Annotated in this window: 15 protein-coding genes; 6 read left to right on the forward strand and 9 right to left on the reverse strand. The window is 62.2% G+C overall.

Translation table 11 applies throughout. From position 1 onward, the window contains the following. Position 1: 1 nt before the first annotated feature. Complete coding sequence (locus ASD03_RS15945; protein WP_025427301.1) at positions 2-1,756, reverse strand: adenylate/guanylate cyclase domain-containing protein; 1,755 nt, start codon at positions 1,754-1,756, stop codon at positions 2-4. A 305-nt stretch (positions 1,757-2,061) separates the two neighbouring features. On the opposite strand from ASD03_RS15945, the gene ASD03_RS15955 reads away from it, so the two are divergent. Then, positions 2,062-2,724, forward strand: a complete 663-nt coding sequence (locus ASD03_RS15955; protein WP_025427299.1) for an aspartate/glutamate racemase family protein — start codon at positions 2,062-2,064, stop codon at positions 2,722-2,724. Positions 2,725-2,923: 199 nt separating this feature from the next. Here the strand turns inward: ASD03_RS15955 and ASD03_RS15960 are convergent, their stop codons facing one another. Further along, positions 2,924-3,145, reverse strand: a complete 222-nt coding sequence (locus ASD03_RS15960) for a hypothetical protein (protein ID WP_025427298.1) — start codon at positions 3,143-3,145, stop codon at positions 2,924-2,926. Positions 3,146-3,242: 97 nt separating this feature from the next. Here ASD03_RS15960 and ASD03_RS15965 point away from each other — a divergent pair, with 97 nt between their 5' ends. Next, positions 3,243-3,800, forward strand: coding sequence for a GNAT family N-acetyltransferase (locus ASD03_RS15965; protein WP_025427297.1), 558 nt, complete (start codon positions 3,243-3,245; stop codon positions 3,798-3,800). A gap of 22 nt (positions 3,801-3,822) precedes the next feature. Here the strand turns inward: ASD03_RS15965 and ASD03_RS15970 are convergent, their stop codons facing one another. After that, the gene (locus ASD03_RS15970; protein WP_025427296.1) at positions 3,823-4,266 is read right to left on the reverse strand and encodes a TIGR02594 family protein; all 444 of its coding nucleotides are present in this window, start codon (positions 4,264-4,266) and stop codon (positions 3,823-3,825) included. A gap of 803 nt (positions 4,267-5,069) precedes the next feature. Here ASD03_RS15970 and ASD03_RS15980 point away from each other — a divergent pair. Further along, positions 5,070-5,423 carry a DMT family protein gene (locus ASD03_RS15980; RefSeq protein WP_025427294.1) on the forward strand — a complete coding sequence of 118 codons (354 nt, stop codon included), beginning with the start codon at positions 5,070-5,072 and terminating at the stop codon, positions 5,421-5,423. 61 nt (positions 5,424-5,484) lie between these two features. On the opposite strand, the gene ASD03_RS15985 is transcribed toward ASD03_RS15980, so the two are convergent. From ASD03_RS15985 to ASD03_RS16010, 6 genes are all read right to left on the reverse strand, one after another. Beyond that, on the reverse strand, positions 5,485-6,129 hold the full coding sequence (locus ASD03_RS15985) for an RDD family protein (protein ID WP_158071673.1): 645 nt from the start codon (positions 6,127-6,129) through the stop codon (positions 5,485-5,487). Positions 6,130-6,531: 402 nt separating this feature from the next. Next, complete coding sequence (locus tag ASD03_RS15990; protein WP_025427292.1) at positions 6,532-7,356, reverse strand: ATP-binding cassette domain-containing protein; 825 nt, start codon at positions 7,354-7,356, stop codon at positions 6,532-6,534. A 51-nt stretch (positions 7,357-7,407) separates the two neighbouring features. Then, complete coding sequence (locus tag ASD03_RS15995; protein WP_051509170.1) at positions 7,408-8,190, reverse strand: ABC transporter permease subunit; 783 nt, start codon at positions 8,188-8,190, stop codon at positions 7,408-7,410. 101 nt (positions 8,191-8,291) lie between these two features. Continuing rightward, positions 8,292-9,245: an aliphatic sulfonate ABC transporter substrate-binding protein gene (locus ASD03_RS16000; RefSeq protein ID WP_025427290.1), complete on the reverse strand. Its 954-nt coding sequence runs from the start codon at positions 9,243-9,245 to the stop codon at positions 8,292-8,294. A gap of 190 nt (positions 9,246-9,435) precedes the next feature. After that, positions 9,436-10,026 carry a hypothetical protein gene (locus ASD03_RS16005; protein WP_057214289.1) on the reverse strand — a complete coding sequence of 197 codons (591 nt, stop codon included), beginning with the start codon at positions 10,024-10,026 and terminating at the stop codon, positions 9,436-9,438. 11 nt (positions 10,027-10,037) lie between these two features. Beyond that, complete coding sequence (locus ASD03_RS16010; protein WP_025427288.1) at positions 10,038-10,424, reverse strand: acyl-CoA thioesterase; 387 nt, start codon at positions 10,422-10,424, stop codon at positions 10,038-10,040. 213 nt (positions 10,425-10,637) lie between these two features. Here ASD03_RS16010 and ASD03_RS16015 point away from each other — a divergent pair, with 213 nt between their 5' ends. The 3 genes from ASD03_RS16015 (at position 10,638) to ASD03_RS16025 (ending at position 15,043) form a co-directional block, all read left to right on the forward strand. Beyond that, positions 10,638-12,452 (forward strand): methyl-accepting chemotaxis protein, encoded by a 1,815-nt coding sequence (locus ASD03_RS16015; RefSeq protein WP_057214291.1) that lies wholly within the window; start codon positions 10,638-10,640, stop codon positions 12,450-12,452. A gap of 286 nt (positions 12,453-12,738) precedes the next feature. After that, positions 12,739-13,290: a Kazal-type serine protease inhibitor domain-containing protein gene (locus ASD03_RS16020; RefSeq protein WP_025427286.1), complete on the forward strand. Its 552-nt coding sequence runs from the start codon at positions 12,739-12,741 to the stop codon at positions 13,288-13,290. Positions 13,291-13,789: 499 nt separating this feature from the next. Further along, positions 13,790-15,043 (forward strand): extensin family protein, encoded by a 1,254-nt coding sequence (locus ASD03_RS16025; protein WP_025427285.1) that lies wholly within the window; start codon positions 13,790-13,792, stop codon positions 15,041-15,043. Positions 15,044-15,097: the final 54 nt, after the last annotated feature.

A 15,097-nucleotide genomic window follows, 5' to 3' on the forward strand; every position in this document is an offset into this window, starting at 1 on the left:
CTCACGGTATAGCGGGCAGGCCCGCCTTGCGCAGCCCGTCGGTGAAATGCGCGTAGTCGGCGGGATCGACATAGGCGGTGAGGATCTGCCAGTAGCGCTTGAGATCAGAGGGGGCGTTGGCGATCGCCTCGTCGATAAGCTTGCAGGTATCCTCCGTGCGCCCGAGCTGGCCGAGGCAGGCGAGCACAACGACCAGATTGAAATAGGTGCGCCGCAACAGCAGTCCGCGCTCGGCATGGTGCTGCGCCTCCTCGTAATTGCCGAGATGATAGTGGGCAAGCGCGAGCCGGTTAAGGAAGAGATAGGTCAGCGGATCGTGCGGGCTCAGACGCAAGGCCTTGTGCAGTGGATCGAGCGCTTCGGCGAAGCGGCCGATGAAAATGCGGGCCCAGCCGAGTGCCATATAGGCCAATGCGAGATTGGGGTTGAGATCGATCGCCTGCTGCGCTTCGGCAACGGCCGCATGCGGACGATGGGCTGCGAAATTGGCAAGGCACATGACGTAGTGCGAATAGGGATCCCGATCTTCGAGCGCGATGGCGCGCTCGGCTGCGGCGAGCAGTTCAGTCCTGTCGCGGTCGATATCGTCGCTGAAGCCGAAGAAACATCGGGCGTAGAGCGAACGCGCCAGCATCATATGGGCGCGGCCGAAATCCGGATCGAGCGCGATGGCACGACGATGCCAGTCGATCGCCTCGGAGAAATGCGCGGCCGTGTCCTGGGCGTTGTGCAGCAGCGTGCCGCGCATATGGCATTCGTAGGCGTCGAGGTTCTCGGTGCCGCGCAACAGCGCTCGCCGATTTTCGCCGATCAGAATTTCCGGCTCGATGGCGGCGACGACGTGCTGGGTGAGTTCGTCCTGGATGGCGAAGATGTCCGCCACTTCGCGATCGAAGCGCTGCGCCCAGAGATGCACGCCGGTCTCGGCCTCGATCAATTGCCCGGTGACACGCACGCGGCTTCCTGATCGGCGCACGCTGCCCTCGACGATGTAGCGCACGCCGAGATCGCGGCCGATCTGCTTCGCGTCCGCTGCGTGCCCCTTGTAGGCGAAGGAGGAGTTCCGCGCGATGACGAAGAACCAGCGACAGAGCGAGAGCCCGGTGATGATGTCCTCGGTCAACCCGTCGGCGAAGTAGTCCTGGCCGGGATCGTCCGACATGTTGAGGAAGGGGAGCACGGCGATCGACGGCTTGTTCGGCAGGCGGAGCGGCATGCCGGGCAGGTCGGGCACCGTCGGGTCTTCGCGCCAGTCGACGCTGTGCACCAGCACCGGCCGCGGCATGTTCTTGAGCGTCTGCTCGCCGAGCTTGACCATGGGGAAGTCGAGCTTGCCCTCGATCTGGTCGTGCAGCGTTCCCGAGATGCAGACGCCGGCCGGTCGCGCCACCTGCTGCAGCCGCGCTGCGACGTTGACGCCGTCGCCCAACAGGTTTGTGCCTTCGACCACGACGTCGCCGAGATTGATGCCGATGCGGAACTCCATGCGTTTCTCCGGCGCCAGATCGGCATTGCGGCGTTGCAGGGCGCGCTGGATAGCAACGGCGGCGCGGACCCCCTGGACGGCGCTGTGGAACTCGGCGACGACGCTGTCACCGGCAGTGCTGAAAATGCGACCGCCATGCTCGGCGACGAGGTCGCCGATCGTGGCGCAATAGGTGCCCAGCGTCGCAAGCGTACCTTCCTCGTCGGTCGCGACGAGGCGACTATAGCCAGCGACATCGGCAGCGAGGATGACTGCGAGCTTCCGTTCCAAAGGGGCAAGCCCCTCCCGCGGCGTACAGCTAGAGGAAATTAAGGGTAACGTAATTTAGCAATATCTAGAAGCGCGAAAAGCGCGGCGATCGTGTGTCGGCATCGATTGCTGCGCCGATTTTGGGGCCATTTGCGGGCCGAAGGCGCTTTCGCCCGTGGATTGCACGTTTGAAGCGATGGAAGGACCTGCGTTGTGTTGGGGGCCTCAATCCCTGTTTCCAGCCGGCGACGTAACGTGCGAAGTTTACCGGCAGCGAGTGGCCGACGGCGACCGCAAAGCGCGAATCCAGCGTGAGGGAAAGCATCTTGATCATCGCGTGCCTGCATACCGCCGACAGCAACGTCGCCGTCTTCGAAGCCGCCGCGCGCGAACTCGGCCTTGCCGCGGGCGTGCTTCGCCATGCGGTGCGGCCGGACCTGCTCGAGGCTGCGGAACGGGCAGGCGGGCTCACCGACGATATAGCCGAGGAGACGGCTGCAGCGCTGACGGCGCTTGCAGGCGGCGCCGACGCCGTGCTCCTCACCTGTTCGACGCTCGGGCCGAGTACCGCGATCGTGCGTGAAGCGCCGGTGCCGGTGTTGCGGACTGATGCCGCGCTTGCCGAAAAGGCAGCGGCGATCGGAGAAAAGGTGGTGGCGCTCTGCGCCGTCGAAACGACCGTGGCGCCGACCACTGCGCTTTTTGCCGAGGCCACGAAGCGAAAGGGTGTGGCGCTCGAGGTGCGTCTCGTCGCAGGCGCATGGGGTCTGTTCAAGGCCGGTGACCGCGATGGCTATCTCGCCGCAATCGCCGATGCAGCCGACGCCGCCTATAACGATGGCGCGGCGATTGTCGCTCTCGCTCAAGCCTCCATGGCCGGGGCGGCCGAGCTTGTGCGTCGAGGAACGCGCCCCTTGACGAGCCCGTCTGCGGGGCTGAGCGCCGCGTTGGAACAGATCGCGCAGATGGCCTCGCGGGTTGCGCGATGAGTAGAGTGTTTGATTGTTGATTCAGGTGTTTAGGGCGAAGATTTAAAATTCGGAATCCGGTTGCCGGCATCACGGATTGCCGTGACGCGGCGGGTCTATGCGGAGAGGATCTTTCGCCCAGCAGCCAATTTTGGAACCGTGCTGTCTTCCTTTCAACCCCGCCGGCTTGATTGCCCCAGACGTCGACCTCCATCGGGCGCTATGCCTCGATGGTCATTCGCGCCATCCAGAGGCGTTCGGCGCCGCCTTTGAAGATGAGGCGAAGCAGCCGCTCGACTGGTTCGTCAACCGGCTGACCATCGCCACGGTCATTGGCGGTTTCGATGCTGCCGGCGGGCTTGTGCGTTATGCGCCTGACGGTTCCGCCGGGGGCGGATCGCGTGTGGTTGGCGAAGATATGGGGATAAGCGTTTGTCTTCATGGAGAAAACTCTAGAAACGTATCGTCGTTATCGCTTACTTGGGCGTTCTATCGAAAGACTGTTTCGACGGACCAAATTCCGTCGATAGGATGCCGCCATGAACGCCCTGATACGACTGACCCGTGAAGACGATGCGCCAGCGCTGCCCGATATCGAGAGATCGTCGGGTGAGGCATTTCGCACCGTGCCCGAGCTTGCCTGGATTGCTGACGACGACGTCCAGTCGGTCGCATCGCATCTGGAATTCGTTCGCTCCGGTCTTTCCTGGGTTGCGGTCGACGATCGCGACCGCCCGCTTGGATTTCTTTGCGCCGAGATCAGCGATGGTGCTCTGCACATCTGGCAGCTCGCGGTGCTGCACGAGCGGCAAGGCCTTGGACTTGGGCGCGCCTTGTTCGCAGCCGCTATCGCGCATGCGCGCGACCGCTCGCTTGGCGAGGTGACGCTGACCACGTTCCGCGAACTCGTCTGGAACGAGCGCTTCTATCGCAAGCTCGGCTTCCTGACGCTCGGCGAAGAAGAGCTCGGCTCGCGGCTGGCCCAGATCCTGGCGAAGGAGGCGACAAACGGCCTACCGGCCGAGCGGCGCTGCGCGATGCGCCTGTCGCTCGACGGTGCGCAGCCGGACATGCGCGACGATAGCCTCGTTCGTTGACCGCAGATCTTTCCGTCGTCGGCTAACGTCTAACTGCGACCACCTGACCGCGGGTGAACTGCGAAACCGTGACGCGACCCGATTGGTTGCCGCCAATCACCTTCGCCGTCGATTTGGACAGGGCGGAGATGATGCCGACGTGATAGCTGCGGCCGGTGCGCACAACGATGATGTCGCCGGGACGGGCATAGGACAGCTTGACCGGCGCGCCGAAACGCAGCCAGGAGCGGGCGATGCCGAAGCTTTGTGGCGGTGTTCGGCCAGCCTTACGGGCTATCAAGCCCATGAAGTGGCCGCACCAGGGGGTGCGGGCCGGATTGATGCCGAGCGCGGTCCGGAGCCGCTTGTTGTTCTTGACCTCGTGCAGGCCGTTATATTGCTGGGCCTGGGCCAACATGCCCGCCGTGGCCACATCCGGTGTCAAAAGCGCGACATAGGCAGCCGCGAGAAACGCCAGGACCTTCATGGTCAGGTCTCCTTGCCAAGTTGTTTGGTGCGTGCATCCCGGATGTGCCTGGCGATCGCCGAACACTGCCCCCGGTTTTCATCTGCATCGATCACTGTTTTCGGGGATATCGGCGGTTCGCGCCTCGTGCGTTGCACCTTGAACGCAGCATCAGCGCGTCGGCGAACCGCGATGAAACGCGGTGCCAACTTCACGGCGATTGCCGTCGGAGTGTGGTATTCCCCTGCCTGTCCCGTCGGACGGTGCGCGGACTTTGCTCACCGTCTGGTGCAAAATTGTGGCAAAGGGCAAAAAATACGAATATTCGTGCGCAATCTAATCCATTTGGGTTAGATATCGCCGTGTTTTCTGGGTTTGGTGCGTTATTTTTGTGTTCTGCCTGGCCCCTGGCGCAGGCACCGCGATCCATTGATCGCATCTTCGGGCCCTAATTAAGGCAGCAATGTCAATTGTAGCCGAATGCGGCAGAACGGGCAAAGCCATGGAAAGGAACAGGAATCGACGCGGGCGGCCGCAAAGGTCGGGCGACCGCGCACCAAGGCGCCGGAGGTCGGGCGGCAGAAGTTGATGGATGCCGGCGCGTCGCTGTTCCTCGAACGCATAACTCCATGCGACGACGATCAGCGGCATAGCTGCGCCGACCGGCGCAAATTAACGTCTTTACAGCAGTTACCGGGATTTTTTCAACGACAAATTCAGGTCTCGTGCGCTGCCGATCGCGCGTCTCAGATGATGTTTGCGCTTGTCATAGCGCGAGCGGCAAGATCATCCTGCCGGAACGATTCGCGCCTTCGAGGATCCTCATGTCGTTCTCCATCAATCCGGCCTATCTCTGGCCGATCCTGCTGCTCCTGATCTCCAACGTCTTCATGACATTCGCCTGGTATGGGCACCTGAAATACACGTCGTCGCCGCTGTACATGGCGATCGTCGCCAGTTGGGGCATTGCCTTCTTCGAATATTGTCTGGCCGTGCCGGCAAATCGTATCGGCCACGAGGTCTACTCCGCGGCACAGTTGAAGACGATGCAGGAGGTAATCACGCTCTTGGTGTTCGCGGCGTTCTCGGTCTTCTGGCTGAAGGAATCGATCGGCTGGAACCATCTCGTCGGCTTCTCCCTGATCGCCATCGGTGCCTCGTTCATCTTCAAGGGGTGAGCGGGTCAGCCTACTGCATAATTCCTTAAATCGAATCTGCTTTAGCGGTAAAATTATGCAGCTAGTTCAAAGCGTTACAGCGTTCTTGGCGCGTCCTGTTTGACGCGCGGCGCTGTAATGGCGTCATCTGTCCGTCAGGACGCTGTCGCTGCAGGTGAACCCGCCGTTCGCTGAACGGTTCGCCTGACGCGACATGGGAGCCAGTCAGACGATCGTAGATTGTCTGGCCGCGCCAGCGCATGAAGGGAAAAACCCACCAGATCAGAGCGAAAAGCGTGAAGACCAGAAAGCTGGCCAACAGGATGACCTGGGCGGGAGCGCCGAAAACAGTCACGGTTTCGACTGCATCCATCAGAATGTCGCCGGTGCCAAAGATCGCTAACGCCGACAGGAGCATCATCGGCGCACCGAATACAGTGAGCAGTATTGACGGCAGCATCCGTAACGTCTCTCGCTTGGCGGCCGAGGCAAACGGCAGCGGTTCGCCGTTGCCCTGAACCACGCGCAAGGCGAGCAGCCGTTTGCCGGGCGTGGTGCCGAAGCGTGCTATGAAGCCGGCACTGCACAAGCAGAAGAAAACCAGCGGCGCGAGTTGGTCCAGAACGCCGCGTCCGACCTGCATGGATTCAAATTCAATCGGCTTGCCGGTCTCGTCGATCGCAAGACTGATCGAGCGTTGTGCCGGTTTGTCATCAACATCGATCAATGTTGAAACGAACGCCCTGCCTTCGGGCACTCCCCATATGGACGTCATGCAGATCTGGTTCTCACGCGTCTGTCCTGTGGCGAGCGGCCATTCGCGGTCGATTCTATCTGCAAGCGCGCTCTGCCCGGCAGGTTCGCATTGGGTTGTCGCGGAAACGAAGAAGCGTGGCGCTCAGGGAAGAACGAACGCAAGGGTGACCGCAATAACGATTGCGACGACGTAAAAGAGCAGAGTGTCAATCACAAAGGCTGCGAAGCGGCGCCAGAAGAAACGCGGAGGAACGGTATCGGCGGTCGCTGAGTTCATGTTCCAACCTACTATGCGGGCAATGATTGCATTGCTTCCACGGAGGGTTGTGTTCGTCAATGGGCATCGTCCCAAACAGCGATCGAAAGCGGCACCTTATCCCCGGCCGAACAATCGATCCAGGATTTGCCCTTCGAGCCGGGCGGTTTCGGGGCTGCCATGTCGGCGCGGGCGGGCGAGCGGGATCGACAGGTCGAGCGCAATGCGGCCTTCATCGATGACGACGACGCGGTCGGCAAGCGCCACGGCCTCGGCCACATCGTGGGTGACAAGTACGGCGGTAAAGTTCTGTTGTTGCCAGATGCGCTCCAGGAGCTGCTGCATCTCGATGCGCGTCAGGGCGTCGAGTGCGCCAAGCGGCTCGTCAAGCGCCAGGATGAAGGGGTGAGCGACCAGCGCCCGGGCCAGCGCCACGCGCTGCTTCTGCCCACCCGACAGCACCGACGGCCATTCCTCAGCGCGGTCGACAAGACCGACGTCTTTAAGGATCTGGAGCGAGAGGTCGCGGGCGACTTCGCCCTTGGCGATGCCGGTGAGGCCGATTTCGACATTGCGGCCGATCCTCGCCCAGGGCAAAAGCCGCGGCTCCTGAAACATGATGCGGCTGCGCCGCTCCGACGCCCTGCCGCCGGCAACGGTCAGGGTGCCACTCGTTGGGCTATCCAGCCCGGCGAGGATGCGCAGCAAGGTGCTCTTGCCGCAGCCGCTCTTGCCGATAACGGCGACGAACTGCCCCTGCGGTACATCGAGATCGATGCCGTCGAGAACGGTCTTGTCACCGAAGCGTTTGGTGATGCCGCGGAGCGAGAAGGCGAGCGGAGCGTTTGTCGAAACTGGTGACGGCGAGGTGGGAGCCAGGCTGGTCGCGGGGGTGTCGCTCGCTTCCTGTTTCTGTTTTGGATGTAGGGCGATGACGGACATCGGGATTGCTCCATTTTTCCTCGGGATCGGGCTCGTCCAGTTCAACGGCAATCAGGCCGGCTGGAAGGCCGGGTGCCATTGCAGCGTCAGTCGCTCGAGCAACCGTGCGAAGCTATCTGCGAGTTTGCCGAGCAGCGCGTAGATCAGGATCGACAGGATGACGACATCGATCAGCAGGAACTCCCGTGCCTGCATCGCCATGTAGCCGAGGCCTGAGGAGGCCGCGATCGTCTCGGCCACAATCAGCGTCAGCCACATGATGCCGAGCGCATAGCGCAGGCCGACGAAGATTGCCGGCAGGGCGCCTGGCAGGATGACGCGGAAGAAGAGTTCGCGCCTCGACATGCCGTAGATCCGGCCCATCTCCACGAGCTGCGGGTCGACTCCCTGGATGCCGAGCAGCGTGTTGACGTAGATCGGGAAGAAGACGCCGAGCGCGACGAGGAACAGCTTGGCCTCTTCGTCGATGCCGAACCACAGGATGACCAGCGGGATCAGTGCCAGATGCGGAATGTTGCGCACCATCTGCAGCGTCGTGTCGGTCAGATCCCGGCTCAAGCGTGACAGGCCGTTGGCAAGTCCGAACGCAAAACCGATCGAACCGCCGATGACAAAACCCGAAAGTGCCCGCAGCGTGCTGATGCCGATGTTTTCGACAAGCTCTCCCGAGGCGAGGAGACGGACGAAGGCGGCAAGCACGGCCGAGGGCGGCGCCATCACGCTCTCGGAAATCAGGCCCGCGCGGGAAGCCGCTTCCCAGGCAAGGATCAGGGCGGCGGGCAGCAGCCAGCCCGCAAGGTTGCGCGCGACGGTGTTCGGTGCGGTTCTCACCATGGCTTAGGTCCTCGTCTGTTCGGGGCCTTCTGTCTTCGCGGCGCCGGCGCCGAAACTTCCGTCTCGACGCCGGCCGGTTCTCGCCTTGGGAGGGAGAGGGATCAGTTGCCCGGCGCCGTCCAGACAGCATCGGAAATGGTGATCTGCTTGGGGATGAGCCCGAGCTTGAAGAAGCGATCGGCGGTCTGCTGCTGGCCGGCGACGATATCGTCGGTGATCGGCCCGATCGAAAAGACGCTGCGGTTCGCCGCGATCGTCTGTGCCTCAAGCGGCACGCCGGTCACCTCATGCAAGGCGGCCGCCACCTTGTCGCGGTTGGCGTCGGCCCAGACGGAGGCCTCCTTCAGCGCTGCAATCGTGGTGGTGACGGCGTCTGCATGGTTGGCAGCGAAGTCGCGGTTGGCGAGGAAATAGGTGTTGACCTTCAAGGTCTCGGCCGACGTCGTCAGAATGCGTGGCTTGTAGCGCGTTTCGGCGATGGCGAAGAATGGATCCCAGACAGCCCAGGCATCGATCTTGTCGCTGGCGAAGGCGGCCGCCGCATCGGCGGGGCTCAGATAAACAGGGGTAACGTCGCCGAAGCCGATGCCTGCCTTCTCCAGAGCAGCGACCACCAGATTGTGGGCGCTGGTGCCCTTGCCGACACCGATCTTCTTGCCCTTGAGATCCGCGAGCGTCTGGATCGGCGAGCCCGGCTTGACGAAGATCGCTTCGCCCTTGCCGTTCGACGGAAGTGCAGCGGCATAGACGATCGCCGAGCCGGCGGCCTGGCCGAAGATCGGCGGTGCGTCGCCGGTCCAGCCGACATCGATGGAACCGACGTTCAACGCTTCGACCAGCGGTGGCCCGGCGGTGAACTCCACCCAGGAAACGGCGATGCCTTTCGGCTCCAGCGCTTTCTCGATAACCTTCTGCTGCTGGGCGACAACAGGCAGGCCGGTCTTTTGGAAGCCGATGCGGAATTCCTTCAGCTCTTCGGCCATGACGCCGAAGGAGGCCAGTACTGCGGCGGTGAAGAGGCCGGTGCCGAAAAGCCGTCTGGTCAGTTTGAACATCTGTCCCGCTCCTGTTTGCTGGCGGGCCTAGGGCGCCGTCCGGTGAACTGGGATCAGTGTAAGAGAAGAATATAAAATTTATGGAGTTTGTTTGTTTTGTTGTCGGCGCATTTTGCGGAACGCTTTTGCGGCAGGAGAGGCAGCTCGGGAATAACGTCATTGTGGTGGTCAAGAACAGCCTTGGCGGTGTTCAATCCAAGAGGTCGAAGGCGCGGTACATCCAGACAAGCTGATAGGTGACGGCGCCGATGAGGAACGCGGCATGGAAACGCCGGTTCGGCGTCCAGGCGGCGATCAGGCAGAGCACAATGTAGGTCACGTTGCGGATCGGGTATTCCAGTCCGTAGGACGTGATATAGGCCTTGCCCTTGAGCGCGGTGTCGACGAGGTCGACGGCAAAGGCGAGTGCCAGAAACGCAAAGAACCAGCTTCGCCGCGACATGAAGTAATGCTCGTAGTCGCTGTAATCCTCCAGTGTCGTCGGAAACAAGAGCACGCAAAGAAAGAAGAAGACGCAGCAATAGAGGATGAGAAAGAGATAGACGGTGACGTCAAGCACAGGCAGGGCATGGAGGTGGAATTCCCACCACCAGAAGTGCACGAGAAAGACGAACATGAACAGGACCCAGCCGAGGTGGATCCAGTAGACCCCGGTCTTTCCCGGATGCTGCACGAAGAGGGCAAGCCCGCTCAGCAGTCTCGCAAGGCTGAGACTGACGACCATGCCCATGACGACGCGGATATGCGAGAAAATCGCCGGATCAGGTAGGGTCGGATCCATGAACGCTCCTCCTATTCCTCCGGTACCGCCTTCGGCTTGCCATTTTCGTCGAGCGCGACCATGACGAAGATCGCGTCGGTCACCTTTTCCATCAGATGCGAGAGATAGCGCTGCGCCCAGGCCTCGACCTTGAGCGTCATCGATGTGCGTCCGACCTTGACGACATCGGTGTAGATGCAGAGCGTATCGCCGATCTTGATCGGTAGCGCGAAGGCCATTTCCTTCACCGCTGCCGTCACCACGCGGCCACGGGCCCGCTCGGCGGCGCGAATGCCGCAGGAAAGGTCCATCTGCGCCATGACCCAGCCGCCGAAAATATCGCCGGCGGCATTGGCGTCGGCAGGCATTGCGAGCGTGCGCAAGGTCAGTTCGCCGGTCGGTTTGTTGTCTGCGGTCATGCGGCCTGTCTCCCTGTGTCGGGAAAGATGTAGCGCATGGTTGCTTCGTCAGGGAAGAGCGGCGGGCGACAAATCGCGTTAGTCCATGATGGCGAACGCCATTCCTTTCGAAGGTGATAATTCAGAATTGTAAAAATTAGGGATCGTTTGTTAGGGGCTTTGCAAAGCGCGGTCCCTATCCTGCACGCTTCTACTGGAGGCAGGGGACTGGGGATGAAACGATTCAGGATTTCGGTGCGGCTCTACGCGCTCGTCGCGTTCGCACTTTTGACCATGGCGGCGGCGCTGACCTTCGGTCTGCTTCAGGCGCAGGACAAGCTCGTGGGCGAACGCAAGGCGATGCTGTCGGCAATGAACGAGAACGCCATTGCGGTGTTCGACGCCTACCACAAACAGGAAGTGGCCGGCACGCTGTCGCGCGAAGACGCGCAGAAGCGCGCCCTCGAAGCGATCAAGGCGATGCGCTACCAGGGCAGCGGTTACTTCTGGATCAACGACATGCATCCGACGATGATCATGCATCCGATCAAGCCGGAACTGGATGGCAGGGATCTTTCCGCCAACAAGGATCCCAATGGCAAGCACCTCTTTGTCGAATTTGTGAAGACGGTGGAAAAGAGCGGGCAGGGCTTCGTCGACTACTACTGGCCGAAGCCGGGCGCCGACGAGCCTGTGCTGAAGTATTCGCACCTCGCCGGCTTCAGGCCCTGGGGCTGGGTGGTCGGCACCGGCGTCTATTCCGACGACCTCACCGCCATGTTCCGTGAACGCGCGTGGCAGGTGGCCGGCATTCTTCTCGCCGCGGCGCTGGCGATCGTGATGGCGGCGCTGGCGATCGTGCGCAGCGTCGTCAAGCCGGTCGAAAAGCTGAAGGCCTCGATGCGGTCGATTGCCGATGAGGACCTGTCATCCGAAGTGCCGGAAACCGACCGCGGAGACGAGATCGGCCAGATGGCCAAGGTTCTCGTCGTGCTGCGCGACTCGGTGCGCGAGCGACTGGAGCTGCGCTTCCGCGAGGCCGAGCAACAGGACAGGCTGGCGTCCGAGCGGCGCGGCAATGAGCAGCGCCAGCGGGCAACGGCCGACGCACAGGCCGATGCGATGGAGACAGTCGGTGCCGCCCTCGAACTGCTGGCAAGCGGTGACCTGACGGCTGAAATTGGCGATATCGCCCCTGAGTACGGCAAGCTGAGGCAGGACTTCAACACGGCCGTTGCTGCTCTGCGCGATGTCATCGGTTCAATCTCGCATTCGACCGAGATCGTCACCGCCAGCGCTGGAGACATTTCGGAGGCGGCCAACAACCTGTCGCGCCGTACCGAACAGCAGGCGGCGGCACTGGAAGAGACGGCAGCTGCCCTCGACGAGATTACGTCGACGGTGCGTCATTCCTCCGACCGGGCCAACGAAGCGCGCAACATGGTCGATGAGACCAGGGCGAGTGCTGCGAAATCCGGCGGCATCGTGCGCAATGCCATCGACGCCATGGGGCGGATCGAGACCTCATCGAGCCGGATCAGCCAGATCATCGGCGTGATCGACGAGATCGCCTTCCAGACCAACCTTCTGGCGCTGAACGCCGGCGTCGAAGCGGCGCGGGCAGGCGAAGCCGGCCGTGGCTTTGCCGTGGTTGCGCAGGAAGTGCGCGAACTGGCGCAACGTTCTGCCGGTGCCGCCAAGGAGATCAAGGCACTGATCGGAACATCGGTGCGCGAAGTTGGCGCCGGCGTCGAGCTCGTGCGCTCGACCGGCGATGCGCTGACGGAGATCGAAGCGCTGGTCAACCGCGTCAACGAACAGGTCGCCTTGATTGCAACGGCAGCCCGCGAACAGGCGACCGGCCTGGCGGAGGTCAATACCGCCGTCAACAGCATGGACCAGATGACCCAGCAGAACGCCGCCATGGTGGAGGAGACGACGGCAGCAAGCCAGACGCTCGCAGCCGAGAGCCGCGAACTGAAGATGCTGCTGACCAAGTTCCGGTTGCGGGAAACAGCAAGGCAGACCGCTTACGGTCGCGCTGCCTGAGCACGACGCCAGCGTGATCAATGAAGGGCCTGTGTGCGGCAGCACGCGGGCCTTTCTGCATTTCGGACTGTATGCGGCACGCGCCGATCAAGCTGAAATTTGAGTGCGGTGTGAGGCGGGTTCGGCTTGCTCCCGTTCGTTGACGACCGAGCAGTTCAACCATTGGTTTGTCGAAGCGGGAGCGGGCTTGACCAATCCGTGTGCGGAGATAGATACGGCTGAACGGGAGGTGGAATGACGCGGCATGGCGCCGGGTCGCCTGTCTGCCGGTGTTAGAGGGATATTGATGGCGCTTCTCAGACTTCTTTTTACGCGGCCGGGGGCGGCAATTCTGTTGGCATTCGGATTTCTGTCCGCGTGTACCGTCGTGGTTGACGAGCCGAGGCCCGGTCCGGGGCCGATCCGTCCGCCGATGTGCACGATGGAATATGCGCCGGTCTGCGGGGCGCGGGGCAACCGCACGCGTACCTTCTCGAATTCGTGCCAGGCGCGGGCCGACGGCTTCAACGTAATCCACCGCGGCGAGTGCCGCCCGGATTACCGTCCGCCGGAGCCGCAGCCGCAGGCCTGCACGCGTGAATATGCTCCGGTGTGCGGCCAGCGCGGTCGCCAGCAGCAGACGTTCTCGAATGCCTGCATGGCGCGGGCCGATGGCTTCCGGGTGGTTTCGCCAGGCGAATGCCGCCGCGACGACGACCGTCCGCCGCAGGGCCAGTTCTGCACCCGCGAATACGCACCGGTCTGCGGTCAACGCGGCAGCAGAGTTCAGACCTTCCCGAATTCCTGCGAAGCGGGCGGCGCCGGCTTCCGGGTCGTACACCCCGGTGAGTGCCGCTAAGCACGCCTACTGCATGTTTCCTCAAATCGTATTCGATTTAAGGATAAAAACTGCAGCAATTCAAAGTGCTACAGCGACCTTTGCGCGTCTAATAAGACGCGCGGCGCTGTAAGCTGTAAGAACAAAGGCCCGCGTCGAGCAATCTGCGCGGGCCTTTTTGCGTCGGCATGCCATCGGTATCGCTGATGCCGGCGTCGCCGCGGAGAAAATCATGCCGCAGGTTTCATGCGTTACAGCGTCCTTTGCGCGTCAGCGCGGCGCTGTAAGCCCGACACGATTTCGACTGCCGACCTGCTTGATGTTGGGTGTGCCTCGCAAGGCTTCATTTACCGTGTTTGCATAAAATAGGTTCCAAATCGGGCTTTTTCGGCGGCGTGCCCGGTTTGCGACACAGGCGGCCTGCACCGTTTTGATTTCGGGTGGGTGCGCACGTATGGGCTTCTTCGAAAATCGATGCCGATTTTCGGGCGCATACGCTGGATGAAGGCGGCAAATCGGTATGGCGTATGTTTCCTCACTCCATCGTCCGTTGGCGGCGCTCGCGCTGTCGCTCTCTCTTGTCGCCTGCACGACCGATGTATTGACGCCCTCGGCCCGTATCGACGGCGGCGAACGCGTCGGTGCGATCAGGCCCGTTCCTGTCGATGCCGTGCCCGAGCAGGAGGTAGCCGCCTATCCTTCCGGAGAGCCGGTTTCGACTTTCAGCAACAGCGGCGGCACAACAATGCCTGCCTCGACGCATCAGCAGAAACGCCGCGCCTTGCCGATGATCGACAGCGAGGAGGCGGCGCGTTCGGGCGCCCAGCAGGTCAACACTGGTTCGACCGCCATTCCGTCCGAAGGCGTCAACATGGATCAGATGCTTGGCGTGGAGCCGGTGGTCGGGCTGGCGGAGGAGCAGAGCAACGAGATCGCCGAGGGCAATGCCAGCCAGCCTGTCGTCGGTGGTATCGGCGAGGACAATGTCCGCCAACTTGGCAGTCCGCCGCAGACCTTGAACGAGGCGCAGGCGAGCCTTGGCGGCGACCCGGATCTGCCACCGCTGACGGAAGAACAGATTGCAGCCGAAGAGGCTGAGCGTATCCGTGCCTTCGAGCGGCAAAAGGCGATGCAGCGCGCTCAGGAGCCGCAGCAGGTGGCGATGCTGCCGCGCACCCGCAATCCGATGGCGGAGCCGGAATCACAATATACCGGCCAGATGCCTCGCTCTGAAGTCGCCTGCCGCCAGCGGCTGCGCAAGCTCGGCGTCGAGTTCCGCGATATCCCGCGCATCAGCAACGGCCCTTCCTGCGGCATCGACTATCCGATCGAACTCGGCGGTCTGTCGGGCGGCATCGACGTCAAGCCCGCCGTCAAGCTCAACTGCGAAGTGACCGAAGCCTTCGCGAAGTGGGTGAAATACGAGCTGGCGCCATCGTCGCGCTATCGCTACTGGTCCGGCGTCAAGACGATCAAGCCGCTCGGCGGCTACTCCTGCCGCACCATGAACTCGCGCCGGGGCAACCCGATGTCCGAGCATGCGCATGGCAACGCCATCGATGTCGGCAAGTTCGTGCTGAAGAACGGCAAGGAAATCGACGTGCGCAAGAAGGGCTTCTTCGCCTTTCGCGAGAAGGGGCTTTTGAAGGCCGTTCGCACCGACAGCTGCAAATACTTCAATACGGTTCTCGGCCCCGGCAGCGATCCCTTTCACAAGGATCATTTCCACTTCGACCTGCGGACGCGCAAGACCGGTTATCGTCACTGTGATTGAGCATCCGTCAGCATCGCGCCTATCGTGAGCCGGCAAAAAAAGAGGCCGGCGGAG

This window comes from Ensifer sp. Root127, assembly GCF_001425225.1.
Taxonomy (GTDB): domain Bacteria; phylum Pseudomonadota; class Alphaproteobacteria; order Rhizobiales; family Rhizobiaceae; genus Ensifer; species Ensifer canadensis.

Excerpts from the sequence above, each read along its gene's own strand:
- ASD03_RS15960 (WP_025427298.1), bottom strand. The coding sequence starts at position 3,145 with ATGAAGACAAACGCTTATCCCCATATCTTCGCCAACCACACGCGATCC.
- ASD03_RS15965 (WP_025427297.1), top strand. The coding sequence starts at position 3,243 with ATGAACGCCCTGATACGACTGACCCGTGAAGACGATGCGCCAGCGCTG.
- ASD03_RS15970 (WP_025427296.1), bottom strand. The coding sequence starts at position 4,266 with ATGAAGGTCCTGGCGTTTCTCGCGGCTGCCTATGTCGCGCTTTTGACA.
- ASD03_RS15980 (WP_025427294.1), top strand. The coding sequence starts at position 5,070 with ATGTCGTTCTCCATCAATCCGGCCTATCTCTGGCCGATCCTGCTGCTC.
- ASD03_RS15990 (WP_025427292.1), bottom strand. The coding sequence starts at position 7,356 with ATGTCCGTCATCGCCCTACATCCAAAACAGAAACAGGAAGCGAGCGAC.
- ASD03_RS15995 (WP_051509170.1), bottom strand. The coding sequence starts at position 8,190 with ATGGTGAGAACCGCACCGAACACCGTCGCGCGCAACCTTGCGGGCTGG.
- ASD03_RS16000 (WP_025427290.1), bottom strand. The coding sequence starts at position 9,245 with ATGTTCAAACTGACCAGACGGCTTTTCGGCACCGGCCTCTTCACCGCC.
- ASD03_RS16005 (WP_057214289.1), bottom strand. The coding sequence starts at position 10,026 with ATGGATCCGACCCTACCTGATCCGGCGATTTTCTCGCATATCCGCGTC.
- ASD03_RS16010 (WP_025427288.1), bottom strand. The coding sequence starts at position 10,424 with ATGACCGCAGACAACAAACCGACCGGCGAACTGACCTTGCGCACGCTC.
- ASD03_RS16015 (WP_057214291.1), top strand. The coding sequence starts at position 10,638 with ATGAAACGATTCAGGATTTCGGTGCGGCTCTACGCGCTCGTCGCGTTC.
- ASD03_RS16020 (WP_025427286.1), top strand. The coding sequence starts at position 12,739 with ATGGCGCTTCTCAGACTTCTTTTTACGCGGCCGGGGGCGGCAATTCTG.
- ASD03_RS16025 (WP_025427285.1), top strand. The coding sequence starts at position 13,790 with ATGGCGTATGTTTCCTCACTCCATCGTCCGTTGGCGGCGCTCGCGCTG.